Genomic DNA, 18,019 nt, shown 5'->3' with positions numbered 1-18,019 from the left:
GCCGGCGCGTCAGCGGGATGTCAGCGTCGGGCCGCCCCGCGTCAGCGCCGGATCGCCGTGCTGTCAGCGCTGTCGTCGATGGTGTTGCCACCAGAGACGACAGGAGTACGCGATGGAGTACGCGATCCGCGCCGAGGGACTGGTGCGTCGCTTCGGCGCCACCACCGCCCTCGCCGGGGTTGACCTTGCGGTACCCGCCGGGACCGTCTTCGGCCTGCTCGGGCCGAACGGCGCCGGCAAGACGACCGCCGTGCGGGTGCTCGCCACACTGCTGATCCCCGACGAGGGGCGGGCCGCGGTGGGCGGCCACGACGTCGTGCGCGACGCCCACCGGGTGCGGCAGCTCATCGGCCTGACCGGCCAGTACGCCTCGGTCGACGAGACGCTGACCGGCACCGAGAACCTGCTGCTCATCGGCCGCCTGCTCGGCCTGAGCCGGGCCGACGCCCGGGCCCGGGCGGCCCGGCTGCTCGCCGACTTCCAGCTGACGGAGGCGGGCGACCGGGCGGCGAAGACCTACTCGGGCGGCATGCGCCGCCGGTTGGACCTGGCGGCCAGTCTGGTCGGCCGCCCACAGGTGCTCTTCCTCGACGAGCCCACCACCGGCCTCGACCCGCGCAGCCGCAACGAGCTGTGGGACGTCGTCCGGTCCCTCGTCGCCGACGGGGTGACCGTGCTGCTCACCACCCAGTATCTGGAAGAGGCCGACCAGCTCGCCGACGAGATCGCGGTCGTCGACCACGGCCGGGTCATCGCGCAGGGCACGCCCGAGGAGCTGAAGGCGAAGACGGGCGGACAGACGCTGGTGGTGCGTCCGGTGGACGCCGACGACCTGCCGACGGTGGTGAGCGTCGCCGGAGCGGTGGCCGGCGTCGCTCCCGAGGTCACCCAGACCACCGTCACCGTCCCGGTGAACCGCCCGCGGGCGCTGCCCGAGGTGGTCCGGCGCCTGGCGGACGCCGAGGTGGACGTGGCGGAGCTGGCGTTGCGCGGCGCCAGTCTGGACGAGGTCTTCCTCTCCCTGACCGGCCACCGCGCCGAGGACGAGCCGGCCGCCACCCGACTGGAAGGGACCCCGGCATGACCGCCGCCACCCTGGACACCCCGCTCGCCCCGGCCCGCCGGCTCGGGCTCGGCGCCGGCCTGCGGCACACGTTCACCCTGGCCTGGCGCAGCCTCGTGCAGATCAAGCACAATCCGATGGAACTGCTCGACCTGAGCATCCAGCCGGTCATGTTCGTGCTGCTCTTCACGTACGTCTTCGGCGGTGCGATCTCCGGTTCGCCCGGCGACTACCTGACGTTCGCGCTCCCCGGGATCATCGTGCAGAACGCCTTCTTCGCCACGATGACCACCGGGTTCGGGCTGAACAACGACCTCACGAAGGGAGTCTTCGACCGGCTGCGGTCGCTGCCGATCGCCCGCTGGTCGCCGCTGGCCGGGCGGATCCTCGCCGACACGGTCAAGCAGGCCTGGTCGGTGGCCCTGCTGATCGGGGTCGGCATGATCCTCGGGTTCCGGCTCGGCGACGGCGCGCTGGGGCTGCTCGGCGCGTTCGTGCTGCTGCTCGCCTTCTCCCTGGCCGCGTCCTGGATCTCGGTCCTGGTCGGTGTGCTGGTGAGCGAGCCGGACAAGGTGCAGATCTTCGGCTTCATGGTGATCTTCCCGCTGACCTTCACCAGCAACGCGTTCGTGCCGACCGAGACGATGCCCGGCTGGTTGCAGCGCTGGGTCGAGGTCAATCCCGTCACCGTGCTCGCCGACGCGTTGCGCGGCCTGTTGGTGGGCGGCCCGGTGGCCGGGCCGGTGGCGCGGTCGTTGGTCTGGGCGGTGGCCATCGGGGTGGTCTTCGCGCCGCTCGCGGTGCGGGCGCTCAGGCGCCGAGTGTGACCCGGACCAGCTCCCCGGCGCCGTCCATGCGGACGATCCGGCCGTCCGCGTACGCCTCGGCGAACCCCGGTTCACCGAGCGCCGCGCGGGCGGCCCGCCGCACTCGGGCCGCGTCCAGGGCTCCGCGGTCGGTGCCGCCGCGGACGCCGTCCGCCCCGCCCAGCAGAGTTGCCGCCGCGGCGGGGCGTTCCGCCCGTAGCGCAAGATCCGCGTAGCCGATGAGCACGATCGAGACCACCGGCGCGTCCGTCGACTCGATCGCCAGGTCCATGGCCCGGTCCAGATGCGCCCGGGCCGCGTCCAGGTCCCCGGCGGCGGCGCTCACGTGCCCGAGCGCGGTGGCCACCATGGCCCGCCACTGCGGCGCCACGTTGCGCCGGCCGACCACGTGCGCGGCGCGCTCGGCCCACCGGGCCGCCTCCGGCCAGTCACCGGCGTCGCGCAGCAGCTCGCTCCAGGCGAACGCCACCCCGGCCCGAGGCTCGTCGGCGCCGAGCCGCTCGGCCTGCCGGTACGCCTCGTCGAGCAGCCGGCGGGCCTGTTCCCGGTCGCCGGCCTGCCACCACAGGTGCGCGAGCTGGGCCCGCATCTGCGGCACGTCCTCAAAGGCCCCGAGTTCCTCGACGTCGCGGAGGGCGTCCCGCAGGTGGCCGATGGCGGTAGTCCGGTCACCGGTGCGCGTAGCGAGGTCGGCGAGGGAGAACCGGCTGGTGGAGGTGCCCCACCGGTCACCGGCTGTCCGGAACAGTTCGAGCGCGGTGCGGAAGTGCGCCAGTGCGTCCTCGGCCGGCGACCCGCAGTTGAGCACCATGTGCCCGTGCATCAGCCGGGCCACCGCGGCCACCCACGGCTCCGGGTCGGTGAAGAGTTTCCGGAGCCCGGCCAGGCACGCCTCCTGGTCGGCGAGGTCGAACATCCCGGACATCGGCCCGATGAGGCGCAGCATGACGTGGTCCGACGTCTCGTCGGCCAGGCCGGCGGCACGCTCCATCCAGACCCGGGCCCCGTCCATGTCGGCGTGACCGGCCACCAGGTTCATCGCGCCGACCGCGTACGCCGTGGCCAGCGCCTCGGTCCGCAGTGGCGTGGCCGCCCGCTCGGCCAGGTCGAGGGCGTCCCGGCTGAGCTCGGCGCCCTCGGCCCGCTGGCCTCGTAGCCACCAGTACCAGCCGAGCGCTCCGGTCAACCGGACCGCCATGTCGGCGTCCCCGGTGCCGACCGCCCAGCGCAGCGCCGCGTGCAGGTTGTCGTGCTCCGCGCGCAGCCGCGCGATCCAGCGCAGTTGCTCCGGCCCCCGAAGCCGTGGGTCCGCCTCCTCGGCCAGTGCGAGGAACTCGGCGGCGTGCCGTCGCCGCACCTGCTCCGCCTCGCCCGCCTCGGCCAGTCGGTCCAGGCCGTACTCGCGAATCGTCTCCAGCATCCGGTAGCGCGGTTCGCCGTTACCGGCCACGACCACCAGCGACTTCTCCACCAGCGCGGAGAGCCGGTCGAACACCTCGTCCGGGGTCAGCTCGCCGCCGCCGCAGACCCGTTCCACCGTCTCCACGGTGAAGGCCCCGGTGAACACGGCCAGCCGTCGCCAGAGCGCCCGTTCGGCGGGGTCGAGCAGGTCCCAGCTCCAGTCGACGACCGCGCGAAGTGTCTGGTGCCGCGGCAGCGCCGTACGGCTGCCGCCGGTGAGCAGCCGGAACCGGTCGTCCAGCCGGGTCGCGACCTGGTGGGCCGTCATCGACCGCAGCCGCGCGGCGGCCAGCTCGATGGCGAGCGGCATGCCGTCCAGGTCCCGGCAGATCCCGACCACCGGTGTCACCGTCTCGGCGTCCACCTTGAAGTCCGGCCGGACCGCGGCGGCCCGGTCGGCGAAGAGCCGCACCGACGGGTATCCGAGGGCGATCACCGCGTCGGCGTCGGCCGGCGGCAGGGCGAGCGGCTCGACGGGGTGCAGCGCTTCGCCGGTGATGCCGAGGGGTTCGCGGCTGGTCGCCAGCACCCGCAGGTCGGGGCAGGAGCCGAGCAACCGGTCGGCGAGCGTGGCGGTGGCGTCGAGAAGGTGCTCGCAGTTGTCCAGCACGAGCAGCGCACGCCGGGTGGCCAGGGCGTCGACCAGCCGGTCGGTCGGATCGGTGGCCTCACCCGACGGGACGCGGGACCGGCTGGTGGTGATCAGGGTCTGCTCGCGCAGCCCGAGCAGGGCCAGCACGGCCTGGGGCACCTCGGCGGGATCGGTCACCGGGGCCAACTGCACCAGCCAGACGCCGTCCGGGAAGCGGTCGGTCACCGTTCGGCCGGATTCGATGGCCAGGCGGGTCTTGCCCGCCCCGCCCGGCCCGGTGAGGGTGACCAGTCGGGAGCGGGCCAGCAGGTCGCCGACCCGGTCCACGGCGGCCTCCCGGCCCACGAAGCTGGTGAGGGCGGCGGGCAGCCCGCGGCCGCCCGGTGCGGGGCCGTCGGGGAACGGCCCGGAGGTGTTCGGCGCGTCGGCGAACCCGGGTCGGTGGTGTCGCGTGTCGGCGAGCCCCGGCCGGGTCGCGGGGCGCGGGGCACCCGTGGTGGTGGCGCTCTCCTGACGGTCCGGCGCCGTGCCGGCGTCGGGAGCCGCCGTGGGTCCGCCGGCGGCCGGGGAGTTCGGCGGCTCGCCGCGCAGCAGCGCCAGGTGTAGTGCGGTGAGTTCGGGTCCCGGGTCCGCGCCCAGCGTCTCGGCGAGCGTCGTACGCAGCCGGTCGTACTCGGCCAGCGCCTCGGCGGGGCGGCCGGCCCGGTGCAACGCGCCGATGAGCTGGCCGGCGAGGCGCTCGCGCAGTGGGTGGGCGGCGACGAGTTCCCGCAGCCGGGGCAGGAGCGCGGCGGGATCCTCGGTGGCGGCGCGGGCCTCCATCAGGGCCTCGGTGCCGGCGAGGCGTAGCTCGTCCAGCCGGGCCACCGGGGCGCGGGCGAAGTTGGCGTCCGCGACGTCGGCCAGCGCCGGCCCGCGCCAGCGGGCGAGGGCCGCGTCCAGCCGCCGCGCCGCGTCGACGGGGTCGGTGGTGAGCAGCGCCTGCCCGGCCGCCAGTTCCGCCTCGAACCGGTGCACGTCCACCGCGTCGGGGTCGACCGCGAGCCGGTAACCGCCCGACCCGGCGTCCACGGGCAGGCCGGGTGCGGCCCGGCGCAGCCGGGAGACCAGCGCCTGGAGCGCGTTGGCCGCGCCGGCCGGCGGCTCGCCGTCCCAGACCGCGTCCACGAGCCGGGCGGTGCTGACCAGGCGCCCGGGATCGAGTGCCAGCACGATCAGCAGGCGACGCAGCCGCGCGCCGCCGACCTCGACCGGCGCCCCGGAGTCGGCGCGGACCTCCAGCGGCCCGAGCAGGCAGATCTGCACGTCGTCGATTCTGCCGCGCCCGCGCCCGTGGTAGATCACCTACACCTCGGGGCGGTCCTCCTCGCGCGGCGGCTCGCCCTCGCGCGGGCGTGGCTGCGGCGCCCCGCCCTCCCGGCGGCGGGCGTCCCGCTCGCGGCCGGACGGCTCCGACCCGTCCGGCGCGGCGCCCTCCCGACGGCGCAGGTCCTCCTCGCGGCGGCGCAGGTCCTCCTCCCAGCGCCGGAACAGCTCCTGGTCGTCCGGGCGGGACCGCTCGGCGATCGACTTGAGGAACTCGGGGTCGTCGTCCGGCGCGACCGGCGGACGCCGGTCCCGTTCCGAGAACCCGTTCCCCACGGGCCACCGGCTTCGGGTCGACCGGGCGGCCGGCTCACGGCCGGCGACGAACCAGGCGATCGAGCCGACCAGCGGGAAGAACAGGATGATCAGCACCCAGGCGACCCGGGGGAGAGCGCGGATCTGCCCCTCCTCGGCGGAGAGGCAGCTGATCAGTGCGCAGACCGCGAGGACGATCTGCGCCAGGAAGAGAAGCCCGTACAGGCGAACCATGCCGGACATCATGGCGCAGGGACGACGTTCACCGCAGCCCACGCAGCACCAGCGCCACACCCAGCAGCGCGAGCGCCGCGGTGCCGAGCGCGGCCAGCGGTAGCGACCGTCCGCCGGTGCGGGCCGGTCCGCGCCCGGTGCCCCGCCGCCAGCAGACCGGCAGCACCCCGCCCCAGACGACCAGGGCCGCGCCGGCGAACAGGGCGCCGCCGTCCAGGTCCCCGGTGAACGCCAGCCGGACCGCCAGGACGGTGACCACGGTGAGGGCGAGCGCGGTTCGGCGCCAGGCCAGCCGGGTGCGCTCCGGTTGGAGGCCGGGGTCCCGGGTCGACGCCGGCTCCGGGTCGGGGGCGCCGGGGCGCCTCGTCACCGGTCGCCGATCGCCCTGACCAGCACCGCGACCACCAGCAGCAGCGCGCCGAGGCCGACGGCGAGGGCGAGGACGGCGGGGAACCGGGAGGCGGGCAGCTCCTCGCCGAGCCGGATGGCGCGTTCGGTGCGCGCCCAGTGGTCGACCGCGCGGACCGCGACGGCGCCGCCGAGCAGCAGCAACGCGACCGCGATGACCTCCCGCAGGTGCCGCAGCGGCAGCGGGGGCAGGAACTGGGCGGCGGCCAACCCACCGGCGACCAGCGCCAGCCCGGTCCGCAGCCAGGCGAGGAAGGTCCGCTCGTTGGCCAGCGAGAACCGGTAGTCGGGGGTGCTGCCCACCGAGCGCAGCTCCCGCGGGTCGAACCAGCGCCTGATCGCCTCCCACACGATGCCGATTATCCGTTGGCCGGCGGTCGTAGCCTGAAACGATGACGGATCTTGATGCGACCACCCTCCGCGCCGCGTACGACACGCAACTGCGGCCGGAGCTGCCCGACCCGGTGCCGGCCGGGGTGACGATCGAGCGGGACGGGCCGCTGTACCGCGTGCTGGGCGGCCACCACCGGGGTTTCCTCACCTACCGGGACCTGGGCGGCCTCACGGGCGCGGCGCTCGACGAGCTGATCGCCCGCCAGGTCGAGCTGTTCCGGCAGCGGGGCGAGGCCGTGGAGTGGAAGCTCGCCGGGCACGACGAGCCGGCGGACCTGCCGGACCGCCTGCGGAACGCCGGATTCGTGCCGGAGGACCGGGAGACCGTCGTGATCGGGCCGGTCGCGCCGCTCGCCGCCGCGCTGCCGGTCCTGCCCGAGGGCGTACGCCTGCGGGAGGTGACCGCCCGCGCGGACCTGGACCGGATCGTGGCGATGGAGGAGGAGGTCTGGCAGGGCGACCGCAGCCACCTCGCGGACTCCCTGGAGGAGGAGATCGCCACCGACCCGCAGTCGATCAGCGTGGTGGTCGCCGAGGCGGGGGAGACCGTGGTGAGCGCCGGCTGGGTCCGCTACCTGGCGGGCACCGGTTTCGCCTCGCTCTGGGGCGGCTCCACCCTGCCGCAGTGGCGGCGTCGGGGCATCTACCGGGCCCTGGTGGTCTACCGGGCACGGCAGGCCGCCCAGCGCGACCGGACCCTGCTCCAGGTGGACGCCTCCGACGACAGCCGTCCGATCCTCGAGCGACTCGGCTTCGTCGCGGTCACCACGACCACCCCGTACGTCTACACTCCGTGATCATGGCCCAGGAGTTGACGGACGACGAACGGCTGACGCTCAAGACCGGCGCGTTCGGTGCGGTCTTCCTGGTGTCGAACGTGGAACCCGGCATGGTGGCGGTGCTCAAGGAGAGCCTGGCCGCGTCGGGGGTCTTCGCCGACGCGTCCGGCGTGGTCCGTGAGGCGCTCACCACCGGGCCGCTGCCGCGGCTGCCCCGTGACTCGGAGCTGGAGATCGAGTCGACGGTGCTGCCGGCGCTGGGGCGGGCGGTGCGGATCCTGCGGGAGAAGGCCCCGGCGGACGTGGCCGCGTACCGCGAGGTGGTGCTCGCCGCCGCGCACCGGGCGGCCCGCGCGCACGCCGGCGTCGCTCCGGCCGAGGCGGCGGTGATCGAGCGGATCAGGGCCGCGCTGGCCGACGCTCCCTGACCGGGCCGATGGCCGGGACGCGCAGGCGTGCCGGTGCCCACAGCATCCCGACGACCGCTCGTACGCAGCGGTCCCGGACGCGACCGCAGGCGCAGCGGTACGTGTCGGGCAGGAGCCGGTGGGGTGCGCGCGGAGGGTCGGCCTGCGGGCCGGCCCGGTCGGGACCGGGTCGGACCTGCGACACCGCGTAATCGGACATATCCGGCACCTCCCGATCCGAAGCTTACCCGGCGTGGGTGCCTCGGGTGAGCTGTGTCACTCTGTGTGCCCGAGAGCCGGAAGCTACTGGCAGGTAACATGGCGGCCGTGGGCAACTGCACAGCAGCTCGCGGTTGACCGACCGTTAAGTCTCGCGGGAGGCTGCGCCCCAGACCGGGCGAGCGATTCGCAACACCACACAGGAGGGTCGTCGAAGCGCGATGAACATCGTCGTACTCGTCAAGCAGGTGCCCGATTCGGGCGCGGACCGCAACCTGCGCAGTGACGACAACACCGTCGACCGCGGTTCGGCGAACAACGTCATCAACGAGATGGACGAGTACGCCATCGAGGAGGCGTTGAAGATCAAGGAGGCGCACGGCGGCGAGGTCACCGTCCTGACCATGGGTCCGGACGGCGCGACCGAGTCGATCCGCAAGGCGCTCTCCATGGGCCCCGACAAGGCCGTGCACGTCCTGGACGACGCGCTCCACGGCTCCTGCGCCGTGGCGACCTCGAAGGTGCTCGCCGCCGCGCTGGGCACCCTCAACGCCGACCTGGTCATCTGCGGCGCCGAGTCGACCGACGGCCGGGTCCAGGTCATGCCGCACATGATCGCCGAGCGGCTGGGCGTGGCGGCGCTGACCGGCGCCCGCAAGCTCACCGTCGACGGCGGCACGCTCACCATCGAGCGGCAGACCGAGGAGGGCTACGAGGTGGTCACCGCCTCCACCCCGGCCGTGGTCTCCGTCTGGGACACGATCAACGAGCCGCGCTACCCGTCCTTCAAGGGCATCATGGCCGCGAAGAAGAAGCCGGTGCAGACCCTCTCCCTGGGTGATCTCGGCGTCGCACCGGCCGAGGTCGGCTTCGACGGCGCGACCAGCGCCGTCGTGGAGCACAGCAAGCGACCGCCGCGCTCCGGCGGCGCGAAGGTCACCGACGAGGGCGACGGCGGCGTGAAGCTTGTCGAGTTCCTCGCCACCGAGAAGTTCGTGTGAGAGGTCTGGACATGTCTGAGGTTCTCGTCGTCGTCGAAGCCACCCGCGAGTTCGGCGTCAAGAAGGTCACCCTGGAGATGCTCACCCTCGCCCGCGACCTGGGCACGCCCAGCGCGGTGGTGCTCGGCGGCCCCGGCGCGGCCGAGGCGCTGGGCGCCAAGCTGGGCGAGTACGGCGCGGAGAAGATCTACGCCGCGGAGAGCGAGGAGGTCGACGGCTACCTGGTGGCCCCCAAGGCCACCGTCCTCGCCGAGCTGGTCCGCCGCGTCCAGCCCGCCGCCGTGCTCCTCGCCTCCTCGCAGGAGGGCAAGGAGATCGCCGCCCGCCTCGCCGTCAAGCTGGACAACGGCATCCTGACCGACGTGGTCGGCCTGGCGGCCGACGGCACCGCCACCCAGGTCGCCTTCGCCGGCTCCACGATCGTGAAGTCCAAGGTCACCCGGGGCCTGCCGCTGGTCACCCTCCGGCCGAACTCGGTCAACCCGGTGCCCGCCGCCGCCAGCCCGGCGATCGAGCAGCTCAGCGTCACCGTCTCCGACACCGACAAGCTGGCCAAGGTGGTGGACCGGGTCGCCGAGCAGAAGGGCTCCCGTCCCGAGCTGACCGAGGCCTCGGTGGTCGTCTCCGGCGGCCGTGGCGTCGGCAACGCGGACAACTTCAAGCTGGTCGAGGAGCTCGCCGACCTGCTCGGCGGTGCCGTCGGCGCGTCCCGGGCGGCCGTCGACTCCGGCTTCTACCCGCACCAGTTCCAGGTGGGCCAGACCGGTAAGACGGTCTCCCCGCAGCTCTACATCGCGCTCGGCATCTCCGGGGCCATCCAGCACCGGGCCGGCATGCAGACCTCGAAGACCATCGTCGCGGTGAACAAGGACGCCGAGGCGCCGATCTTCGAGCTGGCCGACTTCGGCGTGGTGGGCGACCTGTTCAAGGTCGTACCGCAGGCCGCCGAGGAGATCCGCAAGCGCAAGTGACCCGCCCCCGCGGGTGGTGACGCCCGGGAAACGGCGAGTGGCCGTCCGGCATGCCGGACGGCCACTCGCCGTTGCGCGTCTCCAGCCCTGCGCCGGCACCGGGCGCACGTGGTGGCACCCGGGCCGACTGCGAGATCGCCGTGGACGCGTGGCGCCGGCGGTGTGTGGGTGCCCGAGCGTTTCGGGGAGGCGAGGGAGCTGATCGGCGGGCCGGGGAGCTGAGCCGGCCCGCCGATCAGCCCGTCTTCGATGCCCCCGGCGTGCGGTCGCCCGTGGGGCAGGCTGGCTGTCGGTCGCGAGCGGACACCGGTGCGGGCCGCTCGACGGAGACGTCGACAACCGAGTATGCCTGACGGACCGTCGTCCATGTCGCCCGAGGCCGCCTTCCGCGGGTCGGCGGCTCGGGGTTCCTGGTACCCCGCAACGCCAAGGAGATTCGCGGCGCCGCCGATCGGTCCGCCGTACGTGTCGGTGCCTCCGGGCGTCGGCCGTCCGTCGACCGGCCGTAGGCTGAACGGTGATGGCTTACCTGGATCACGCGGCGACCACCCCGATGCTCGACGAGGCATTGGAGGCGTACGTCGCCACCGCCCGAGAGGTCGGCAACGCGTCGTCGCTGCACGCGGCCGGCCGGCAGGCCCGTCGGCGGGTGGAGGAGTCCCGGGAACGGGTCGCCGCGGTTCTCGGTGCCCGTCCCTCTGAGGTGATCTTCACCGGTGGCGGGACCGAGAGCGACAACCTGGCCGTCAAGGGCATCTTCTGGGCGCGCCGGGCGAACGGCTGTCGCCGGGTGGTCTCCAGCTCGGTGGAGCACCACGCCGTGCTGGACTCGGTCGACTGGCTCGGCGCGCACGAGGGCGCCGAGGTGGGTTGGCTGCCCGTCGACGCGGCCGGCCGGCTGGACCCGGCCGTCCTGCGCGCCGAGCTCGACGCGCACGGCGACCGGGTGGCGCTGGTCACGGCGATGTGGGCCAACAACGAGGTCGGCACCGTGCAGCCGGTCGGTGAGCTGGCCTCGGTCGCCGCCGAGCACGGGGTTCCGTTCCACACGGACGCGATCCAGGCGGTGGGCCAGGTGCCTGTCGACTTCGGCGCCAGCGGCGTCTCCGCGCTGACCGTCACCGGGCACAAGCTCGGGGGGCCCGCCGGGGTCGGCGCCCTACTGCTCGCCCGTGACGTGACGGCCACCCCCGTGCTCCACGGCGGCGGCCAGGAACGCGACGTCCGCTCCGGCACCCTGGACACCGCCGGCATCGTGGCCTTCGCGGTGGCGGTCGAGGCGGCGGTCAAGGGCCAGCAGGAGTACGCGGCCCGCGTCGCCGCGCTCCGCGACGAACTCGTCGAACGGGTCCGCCTCGCGGTCCCCGAGGCGATCTACAACGGCGACCCGGTGAACCGGCTCCCCGGCAACGCGCACTTCTCCTTCCCCGGCTGCGAGGGCGACGCGCTGTTGCTGCTCCTCGACGCGCAGGGCATCGCCTGCTCCACCGGCTCGGCCTGCTCGGCCGGGGTGGCGCAGCCCTCGCACGTCCTGCTGGCCATGGGTGCCGACGACGACCGCGCCCGGTCCTCGCTGCGCTTCACCCTCGGCCACACCTCTACCCGTGACGACGTGGACGCGCTGATCGCCGCGCTGCCGGCGGCGGTGGACCGCGCCCGCCGCGCCACCGCCTACCGCACCCCCCGCTGACCCACCCACCCCTCCGCGCCCCACCCCCGGCCCCCGCGCCCGCCCCCGCGCGCCCCCGCGTCCACCCCGCCCCCGCCGCGTCCTCGTCGATCATGCAGATGTGGCGCCGGGTTCCTCCCCTTAGACCCCTTTCGTTCACGACCACAACTGCGTGATCGACGGAGCGGGGGCGGGAACCGGGTGGGGGCGGGGTGAGGGTGGTGCGGGGGAGTGCGGGTGGGGACACGTGTGAGGTGGTCGGGGTGGGGTGGGGGCGGGGGGCGTGGTTAGGGTTGAGGGGGCGAAGGGAGCGAGTCCGTGAGGGTTCTGGCGGCGATGTCCGGCGGGGTGGATTCCGCCGTGGCGGCGGCGCGGGCGGTGGAGGCGGGTCACGACGTGACCGGGGTGCACCTCGCCCTGTCCCGCAACCCGCAGACCTACCGCACCGGCGCCCGGGGCTGCTGCACCCTGGAGGACTCCCGGGACGCGCGCCGCGCCGCCGACGTGATCGGCATCCCGTTCTACGTCTGGGACATGGCCGACCGCTTCCACTCCGACGTGGTGGACGACTTCGTCGCCGAGTACGCGGCGGGGCGTACGCCCAATCCCTGCCTGCGCTGCAACGAGAAGATCAAGTTCGCCGCGGTGCTGGACCGGGCGGTGGCCCTGGGCTTCGACGCGGTGGTGACCGGCCACCACGCCCGGCTCGGCGCGGACGGCCTGCTGCGCCGCAGCGTCGACCTGGCGAAGGACCAGTCGTACGTGCTCGCGGTGCTCACCCGCGCGCAGCTCGACCGGTCGATCTTCCCGCTGGGCGACTCGACGAAGGCCGAGGTTCGGGCCGAGGCGGCCCGGCGCGGGCTGGCGGTCGCCGAGAAGCCGGACTCCCACGACATCTGCTTCATCGCCGACGGCGACACCCGGGGCTTCCTCGCCCAGCGCCTCGGCGAGCAGCCGGGTGACGTGGTCGACGCGACCACCGGAGCGGTGGTCGGCACCCACAGCGGCGCGTACGCCTACACCGTCGGCCAGCGGCGGGGCCTGCACCTGGACCGGCCCGCACCGGACGGCCGGCCGCGCTACGTGCTCTCCATCACCCCGAAGTCCAACACCGTGACCGTCGGCCCGGCCGAGGCCCTGGAGGTCTCCCGGGTCCGCGCCGAGCGTCCGCTCTGGACCGGCGGGCCGCGCCCGGACGGGCCGGTCGAGTGCGAGGTCCAGTTGCGGGCGCACGGCGACGTGGTGCCCGCCACCGTCGTGCTCGACGGCGACGCGCTGCACGCGGAGCTGCGCCGGCCGGTGCGCGGTGTGGCCGCCGGCCAGGCCGTGGTGGCCTACCGGCCGGACCCGGCCGGCGACATCGTGCTGGGCTCGGCGACCATCACCGTCTGATCCCCTGTCGCCGTCGGCGGGGTGGGGCCGGTCGCGGACCGGATACCCTTCGGCCGTGACAGATCAGGCGTGGCCGTGGCCGGCCGGCGCGGCGACCGGCATCGGATCCCTGCCCGGCACCGACATCGCCGAGGCGCAGCGGATAGTCCTCGGTGAACTCCCGACCCTGCCCCACCTGCCGGAGCTGCCGGCCCGCGGCCCGGGTGCCGACCTGATCGGCCGCACCGCCGGCCTGCTGGTCGAGCTGCCCGTCGAGCTGTACGCGGCCCGCTGGCGGATCGCCCCGCGCCCCGGGCGCGACCTGCGCCGGGCCCGCGACCTGATGGAGCGCGATCTCGACCAGCTGGCGGAGCAGGCCGAGGAGTACGCCGGGCCGGTGAAGGTGCAGGCGGGCGGGCCGTTCACCCTGGCGGCCGCCCTGGAGCTGCCCATCGGCGGCCGGCTGCTGCGCGACCCGGGCGCGGTGCGTGACCTGGCCGGCTCGCTCGCCGAGGGGCTGCGCGACCACGTGGCGGCCGTCACCCGGCGCCTGCCCCGGGCGTCGGTGCTGCTCCAGCTCGACGAGCCGTCGCTGCCCGCGGTGCTGGCGGGGCGGGTGCCCACCGAGAGCGGGCTCGGCACGTACCCGGCGGCCGAGTCCGGTGTCGTGGCGACCCTGCTGCGCGAGCTCATCGCGGCTGTCGGGGTGCCGACCGTGGTGCACTGCTGCGCGCCGGACGTGCCGGTGGAGCTGATCCGGTCCACGGGGGCCGTCGGGGTGGCGCTCGACCTGTCGCTCGTCACCGACCTGGACCCACTGGGCGAGGTGATCGACGCCGGGCTCGGGCTGGTCGCCGGCGCCGCGCCGACCACGCCGCCGTCGACCGGTCGCGCGCCGACCTCCGCCGAGGTGGCCGACCGGGTACGCGCCCTCTGGGACCGCCTCGGCTTCCCTCGGGCCCGCCTCGCCGAGCAGGTCGTCGTCACCCCGGCCTGCGGGCTGGCCGGGGCCACACCGGCGTACGCCCGGGCCGTGCTGACGGCGTGCCGCGACGCCGGCCGGCGGCTGGTCGAGGAGTGACGTTTTCCTGTCGTACGCGCCGGGCACGATGACCGGCATGATTGGACAGCTGCGTTCGACGGTGATCGACTGCCCGGATCCCCGGGCCCTGGCCGCGTTCTACTCCGAACTGCTCGGCCTCGACCTGATCGAGAGCGACTCCGACGGCGACGAATGGGTCGTGCTCGGCGGCCCGCCCGGCCACCAGCCGCGCGTGGCGTTCCAGCGGGCACCGGGCCTGCGTCCGCCGACCTGGCCGGATCCGGAGCGGCCGCAGCAGCTCCACCTGGACGTCACGGTCGACGACATCGAGTCCGCCGAGAAGGCGGCGCTCGCGCTCGGTGCCCGGCGGCTGCCCGGCGAGGGTGAGGGGTTCCGGGTCTACGCCGACCCCGCCGGCCACCCGTTCTGCCTCTGCTGGGACTGACCGCCCGCGGTGGAGGCCGTTCCATGCCGGTCCCGCCGCCGTGGCGCGGGTTGCGCTCGGCGGGCATGATCACTGGCATGGCCGATGACGCGCGTGACCGGGCCGCCGGGTCGCTGTTCGGGCTCGCCTACGGCGACGCGCTCGGTCGGGAGACCGAGTTCCGCACCGTCGCGGAGATCGTCCGCCGGCACGGGCCCGGTGGCCCGCGTGAGCTGGTCGGCGATCCGGTACTGGTCACCGACGACACCCAGATGGCGTTGGCGGTCGCCTGGGCACTGCGCGACGCGCCCGAGTTCACGCCGGCCGCGGTGGAGCCGGCGCTGCGCCGCCGCTTCCTGGAGTGGGCCGCCAGCCCGGACAACAACCGGGCCCCGGGTGCGACCTGCCTGCGGGCCTGCGCCAACCTGTCCGGCGGGCTGCGGTGGCAGGAGGCGACAGTGGCCGACTCGAAGGGTTGCGGCGCGAACATGCGGGTCACCCCGGTCGGTCTGCTCGACGTCGACCTCGACACGCTCGCCGGGTTGGCCCAACTGCAGGCGGGCCTCACCCACGGACACCCGACGGGCCTGGCGGCCAGCGAGCTGACCGCGTACGCCGTGCGGCTGCTCCGCGACGGCGCCGCGCTCGCCGAGCTGCCCCGCCTGCTCACCGAGCGGGCGACCGCCCAACGACGGGTCTACCGCGCCGACTGGCTCGGCGACCTGTGGCGGCACGCCGGCGGGAGCAGCCCGCAGGAGTTCATCGCCCAGGGCTGGGACGAGTGTCTCGACGCCCTGGGCCGGCTGGCCGACGCGCTGGCCCGGCCCGACGACGGCGGCGACCCGTGCCGACTCACCGGGGAGGGGTGGGTCGCCGAGGAGGCGCTGGCCACCGCGCTGTACTGCGCCCTGCGTCACCGCGACGACCCGGTGGGCGCGCTGGCCCGGGGCGCCACCACCGCCGGTGACTCGGACTCCATCGCCGCCCTGGCCGGCGCCTTCGTGGGCGCGGCCGTCGGCATGTCCGCCTGGCCTCCCGACTGGGCCGGCCGAATCGAGTACGCCCACCACCTGACCGCCCTGACCCCACCCCCCGCTCTCGGGCGGTGATCAGGAGGTTCGCGGCAGGACCGGTGGCCGGCGTGACGCGACGCTCTTGATCACCGGCGGCTGCGGGATCCGGGTCGCGCCCAGGGGGGCCGGTACGGCGGGTGGGCGCCGGGTTGTCACACCTGCCGGTTACCGTGCGGAGGTAGCGTGATCAGGGAGGGCGAACCGGTGTCCGAAGGTGGCGGCGTGTCCGAGGAGCAGATCGGCCAGCAGGTCAGCCCGGCGCAGGAGGCGGCGGCGGGCGGCGAGCCGACCCCGGAGGCGCGGGAGCGGCACGCGACGCTCAGTCGTGAGCTGACCGAGCACCAGTACCGCTACTACGTGCTCGACTCGCCCACCATCTCCGACGCGGAGTTCGATCGTCAGCTGCGGGAGCTGGAGGCGCTGGAGGAGCAGTTCCCGGCCCTGCGTACCCCCGACTCGCCCACCCAACGCGTCGGTGGCACGTTCTCCACGGACTTCACGCCCGTCCAGCACGCCGAGCGGATGCTCTCGCTCGACAACGCCTTCGCCGACGAGGAGCTCGCCGCCTGGGCCGAGCGGGTCGAGCGTGACGCCGGGGGGCCGGTGTCCTACCTCTGCGAGCTGAAGGTCGACGGCCTCGCCATCAACCTCACCTACGAGCGCGGCCGGCTGGTCCGGGCGGCCACCCGCGGCGACGGCCGCACCGGCGAGGACGTGACGGCCAACGTCCGCAGCATCCGCGACGTTCCCGGTCAGCTGACCCCGTCACCCGAGTTCCCCGACGTGCCCGAGCTCCTCGAGGTCCGCGGCGAGATCTACTTCCCGGTGGCGGCCTTCGCCGACCTCAACGCGGGCCTCGTGGAGCAGGGCAAGGCACCCTTCGCCAACCCGCGCAACGCCGCGGCCGGCAGTCTGCGGCAGAAGGACCCGCGGATCACCGCGTCCCGGCCGCTGCGCCTGGTGGTGCACGGCATCGGCGCCCGGCGCGGCTTCCAGCCCGCCGCGCAGTCCGAGTCCTACGCGGCGCTGAAGGCGTGGGGGCTGCCGACCAGCGACCGCTGGCGGGTGGTGCCCGACCTGGCCGGCGTCGCCGAATACATCGCCTACTACGCCGAGCACCGGCACGACGTCGAGCACGAGATCGACGGTGTGGTGGTGAAGGTCGACCCGGTCTCCATCCAGGGCCGGCTCGGCTCGACCAGCCGCGCGCCGCGGTGGGCGATCGCCTTCAAGTACCCGCCGGAGGAGGTGACCACCAAGCTGCTCGACATCGACGTCAACGTGGGCCGCACCGGCCGGGTCACCCCGTTCGCGGTCCTCGAACCGGTCCGGGTGGCCGGCTCCACCGTCGCCCTCGCGACCCTGCACAACGCGCGCGAGGTCGAGCGCAAGGGCGTGCTGATCGGCGACACGGTCGTCATCCGCAAGGCGGGCGACGTGATCCCCGAGGTGCTCGGCCCGGTGGTCGACCTGCGCCCGGCCGACGCCCGGCCCTTCGTCATGCCCACCTCCTGCCCGGCCTGCGGCACCCCGCTCGCTCCCGCCAAGGAGGGCGACGTCGACATCCGGTGCCCCAACACCCGCAGCTGCCCCGCGCAGCTGCGGGAGCGGGTCTTCCACCTCGCCGGCCGGGGCGCGTTCGACATCGAGGTGCTCGGCTACAAGGGCGCGGCGGCCCTGCTCGACGCGGAGATCATCCGTGACGAGGGCGACCTCTTCCAGCTCGACGCGGAGCAGCTGTCCCGCTCACCGTTCTTCGTCAACAAGGACGGCAGCCTGGGCAGCAACGCGGTCAAGCTGCTCGACAACCTGGCCGTCGCCAAGGAACGCGACCTGTGGCGCGTGCTCGTCGCGCTCTCCATCCGGCACGTCGGCCCGACCGCCGCGCAGGCGCTCGCCCGGCACTTCCGGTCCATCGAGGCGATCGACCGGGCGAGCGAGGAGGAGCTGTCCTCGGTCGACGGTGTCGGCCCGACCATCGCCGCGAGCATCCGGGAGTGGTTCGCGGTCGACTGGCACCGCGAGGTGGTGCGCAAGTGGGGCGAGGCCGGCGTACGGATGGCGGAGGAGGCGGTCGACGAGGGCCCGCGACCGTTGGAGGGTGTCACCGTGGTGGTCACGGGCACGCTGACGGGTTTCTCCCGGGACCAGGCCGCCGAGGCGGTGCAGAGCCGCGGCGGCAAGGTCAGCGGCTCGGTCTCCAAGAAGACCGCCTTCGTGGTGGTGGGCGACAACCCGGGCTCCAAGGCGGACAAGGCCGCGAGCCTCAAGGTGCCGGTCCTCGACGAGGACGGGTTCCGCGTGCTGCTCGACAAGGGGCCGGACGCCGCCCGCGCGGTCGCCCGCGTCGAGGGCTGACGCCCGGAGCGGCGCCGGTCACGGCCGTCGCCGGCGCCTGCTCGCCCCGTGAAGGGCGGCATCCCGGCTGTCCCGGACACCCACGGGGCGCTGCCGGTCGACTCCGG

The 18,019-nt window shown here is 74.5% G+C and carries 15 protein-coding genes and 1 pseudogene; 12 read left to right on the top strand and 4 right to left on the bottom strand.

Annotated features, from left to right (window positions below; genetic code table 11):
- Window positions 1-112 precede the first annotated feature (112 nt).
- Both SM573_RS03605 and SM573_RS03600 read left to right on the top strand, forming a co-directional pair.
- The gene (locus SM573_RS03605; RefSeq protein WP_474615455.1) at window positions 113-1,084 is read left to right on the top strand and encodes an ATP-binding cassette domain-containing protein; all 972 of its coding nucleotides are present in this window, start codon (window positions 113-115) and stop codon (window positions 1,082-1,084) included.
- A complete protein-coding gene (locus SM573_RS03600; protein ID WP_474615454.1) occupies window positions 1,081-1,890 on the top strand; it encodes an ABC transporter permease in 810 nt (269 codons plus the stop codon). The genes SM573_RS03605 and SM573_RS03600 overlap by 4 nt, the downstream gene beginning before the upstream one ends.
- Here SM573_RS03600 and SM573_RS03595 read toward each other — a convergent pair.
- The 4 genes and pseudogenes from SM573_RS03595 to SM573_RS03580 form a co-directional block, all read right to left on the bottom strand.
- Window positions 1,874-5,248, bottom strand: a complete 3,375-nt coding sequence (locus tag SM573_RS03595) for an AfsR/SARP family transcriptional regulator (protein ID WP_474615453.1) — start codon at window positions 5,246-5,248, stop codon at window positions 1,874-1,876. The two genes, SM573_RS03600 and SM573_RS03595, sit on opposite strands and share 17 nt — an antisense overlap.
- Before the next feature lie 165 nt (window positions 5,249-5,413).
- Window positions 5,414-5,797, bottom strand: a pseudogene (locus tag SM573_RS03590) (PLD nuclease N-terminal domain-containing protein); the annotation flags it as partial.
- A gap of 28 nt (window positions 5,798-5,825) precedes the next feature.
- Window positions 5,826-6,167, bottom strand: a complete 342-nt coding sequence (locus tag SM573_RS03585) for a DUF202 domain-containing protein (RefSeq protein WP_474615452.1) — start codon at window positions 6,165-6,167, stop codon at window positions 5,826-5,828.
- A complete protein-coding gene (locus SM573_RS03580; RefSeq protein WP_474614009.1) occupies window positions 6,164-6,556 on the bottom strand; it encodes a YidH family protein in 393 nt (130 codons plus the stop codon). The genes SM573_RS03585 and SM573_RS03580 overlap by 4 nt, the downstream gene beginning before the upstream one ends.
- A 41-nt stretch (window positions 6,557-6,597) precedes the next feature.
- Between SM573_RS03580 and SM573_RS03575 the strand changes: the two genes are divergently transcribed.
- From SM573_RS03575 to ligA, 10 genes are all read left to right on the top strand, one after another.
- Window positions 6,598-7,395 (top strand): GNAT family N-acetyltransferase, encoded by a 798-nt coding sequence (locus SM573_RS03575; RefSeq protein WP_474614008.1) that lies wholly within the window; start codon window positions 6,598-6,600, stop codon window positions 7,393-7,395.
- Window positions 7,396-7,397: 2 nt separating this feature from the next.
- A complete protein-coding gene (locus SM573_RS03570; protein WP_474614007.1) occupies window positions 7,398-7,805 on the top strand; it encodes a hypothetical protein in 408 nt (135 codons plus the stop codon).
- A 419-nt stretch (window positions 7,806-8,224) separates the two neighbouring features.
- Window positions 8,225-9,004, top strand: a complete 780-nt coding sequence (locus tag SM573_RS03565) for an electron transfer flavoprotein subunit beta/FixA family protein (protein ID WP_474614006.1) — start codon at window positions 8,225-8,227, stop codon at window positions 9,002-9,004.
- Between the two features lie 11 nt (window positions 9,005-9,015).
- The gene (locus tag SM573_RS03560; protein WP_474615451.1) at window positions 9,016-9,975 is read left to right on the top strand and encodes an electron transfer flavoprotein subunit alpha/FixB family protein; all 960 of its coding nucleotides are present in this window, start codon (window positions 9,016-9,018) and stop codon (window positions 9,973-9,975) included.
- Window positions 9,976-10,495: 520 nt separating this feature from the next.
- Window positions 10,496-11,665, top strand: a complete 1,170-nt coding sequence (locus SM573_RS03555; protein ID WP_474614004.1) for a cysteine desulfurase family protein — start codon at window positions 10,496-10,498, stop codon at window positions 11,663-11,665.
- Between the two features lie 297 nt (window positions 11,666-11,962).
- On the top strand, window positions 11,963-13,036 hold the full coding sequence (gene mnmA, locus SM573_RS03550; RefSeq protein ID WP_474614003.1) for a tRNA 2-thiouridine(34) synthase MnmA: 1,074 nt from the start codon (window positions 11,963-11,965) through the stop codon (window positions 13,034-13,036).
- 55 nt (window positions 13,037-13,091) lie between these two features.
- Window positions 13,092-14,096, top strand: coding sequence for a methionine synthase (locus tag SM573_RS03545; RefSeq protein WP_474615450.1), 1,005 nt, complete (start codon window positions 13,092-13,094; stop codon window positions 14,094-14,096).
- Window positions 14,097-14,133: 37 nt separating this feature from the next.
- Complete coding sequence (locus SM573_RS03540) at window positions 14,134-14,502, top strand: VOC family protein (protein WP_474614001.1); 369 nt, start codon at window positions 14,134-14,136, stop codon at window positions 14,500-14,502.
- A gap of 77 nt (window positions 14,503-14,579) precedes the next feature.
- Window positions 14,580-15,590, top strand: a complete 1,011-nt coding sequence (locus SM573_RS03535; protein ID WP_474614000.1) for an ADP-ribosylglycohydrolase family protein — start codon at window positions 14,580-14,582, stop codon at window positions 15,588-15,590.
- A gap of 186 nt (window positions 15,591-15,776) precedes the next feature.
- Window positions 15,777-17,912 (top strand): NAD-dependent DNA ligase LigA, encoded by a 2,136-nt coding sequence (ligA, locus tag SM573_RS03530; protein WP_474615449.1) that lies wholly within the window; start codon window positions 15,777-15,779, stop codon window positions 17,910-17,912.
- Window positions 17,913-18,019: the final 107 nt, after the last annotated feature.

This window comes from Micromonospora xinjiangensis, from assembly GCF_056150165.1.
Note: the sequence above shows the minus strand (reverse complement) of the source record. Positions and strands in the feature narration are given on the sequence as shown.

Excerpts from the sequence above, each read along its gene's own strand:
- SM573_RS03555 (WP_474614004.1), top strand. The coding sequence starts at position 10,496 with ATGGCTTACCTGGATCACGCGGCGACCACCCCGATGCTCGACGAGGCA.
- SM573_RS03535 (WP_474614000.1), top strand. The coding sequence starts at position 14,580 with ATGGCCGATGACGCGCGTGACCGGGCCGCCGGGTCGCTGTTCGGGCTC.
- SM573_RS03575 (WP_474614008.1), top strand. The coding sequence starts at position 6,598 with ATGACGGATCTTGATGCGACCACCCTCCGCGCCGCGTACGACACGCAA.
- SM573_RS03540 (WP_474614001.1), top strand. The coding sequence starts at position 14,134 with ATGATTGGACAGCTGCGTTCGACGGTGATCGACTGCCCGGATCCCCGG.
- SM573_RS03605 (WP_474615455.1), top strand. The coding sequence starts at position 113 with ATGGAGTACGCGATCCGCGCCGAGGGACTGGTGCGTCGCTTCGGCGCC.
- SM573_RS03570 (WP_474614007.1), top strand. The coding sequence starts at position 7,398 with ATGGCCCAGGAGTTGACGGACGACGAACGGCTGACGCTCAAGACCGGC.
- SM573_RS03560 (WP_474615451.1), top strand. The coding sequence starts at position 9,016 with ATGTCTGAGGTTCTCGTCGTCGTCGAAGCCACCCGCGAGTTCGGCGTC.
- SM573_RS03600 (WP_474615454.1), top strand. The coding sequence starts at position 1,081 with ATGACCGCCGCCACCCTGGACACCCCGCTCGCCCCGGCCCGCCGGCTC.
- SM573_RS03565 (WP_474614006.1), top strand. The coding sequence starts at position 8,225 with ATGAACATCGTCGTACTCGTCAAGCAGGTGCCCGATTCGGGCGCGGAC.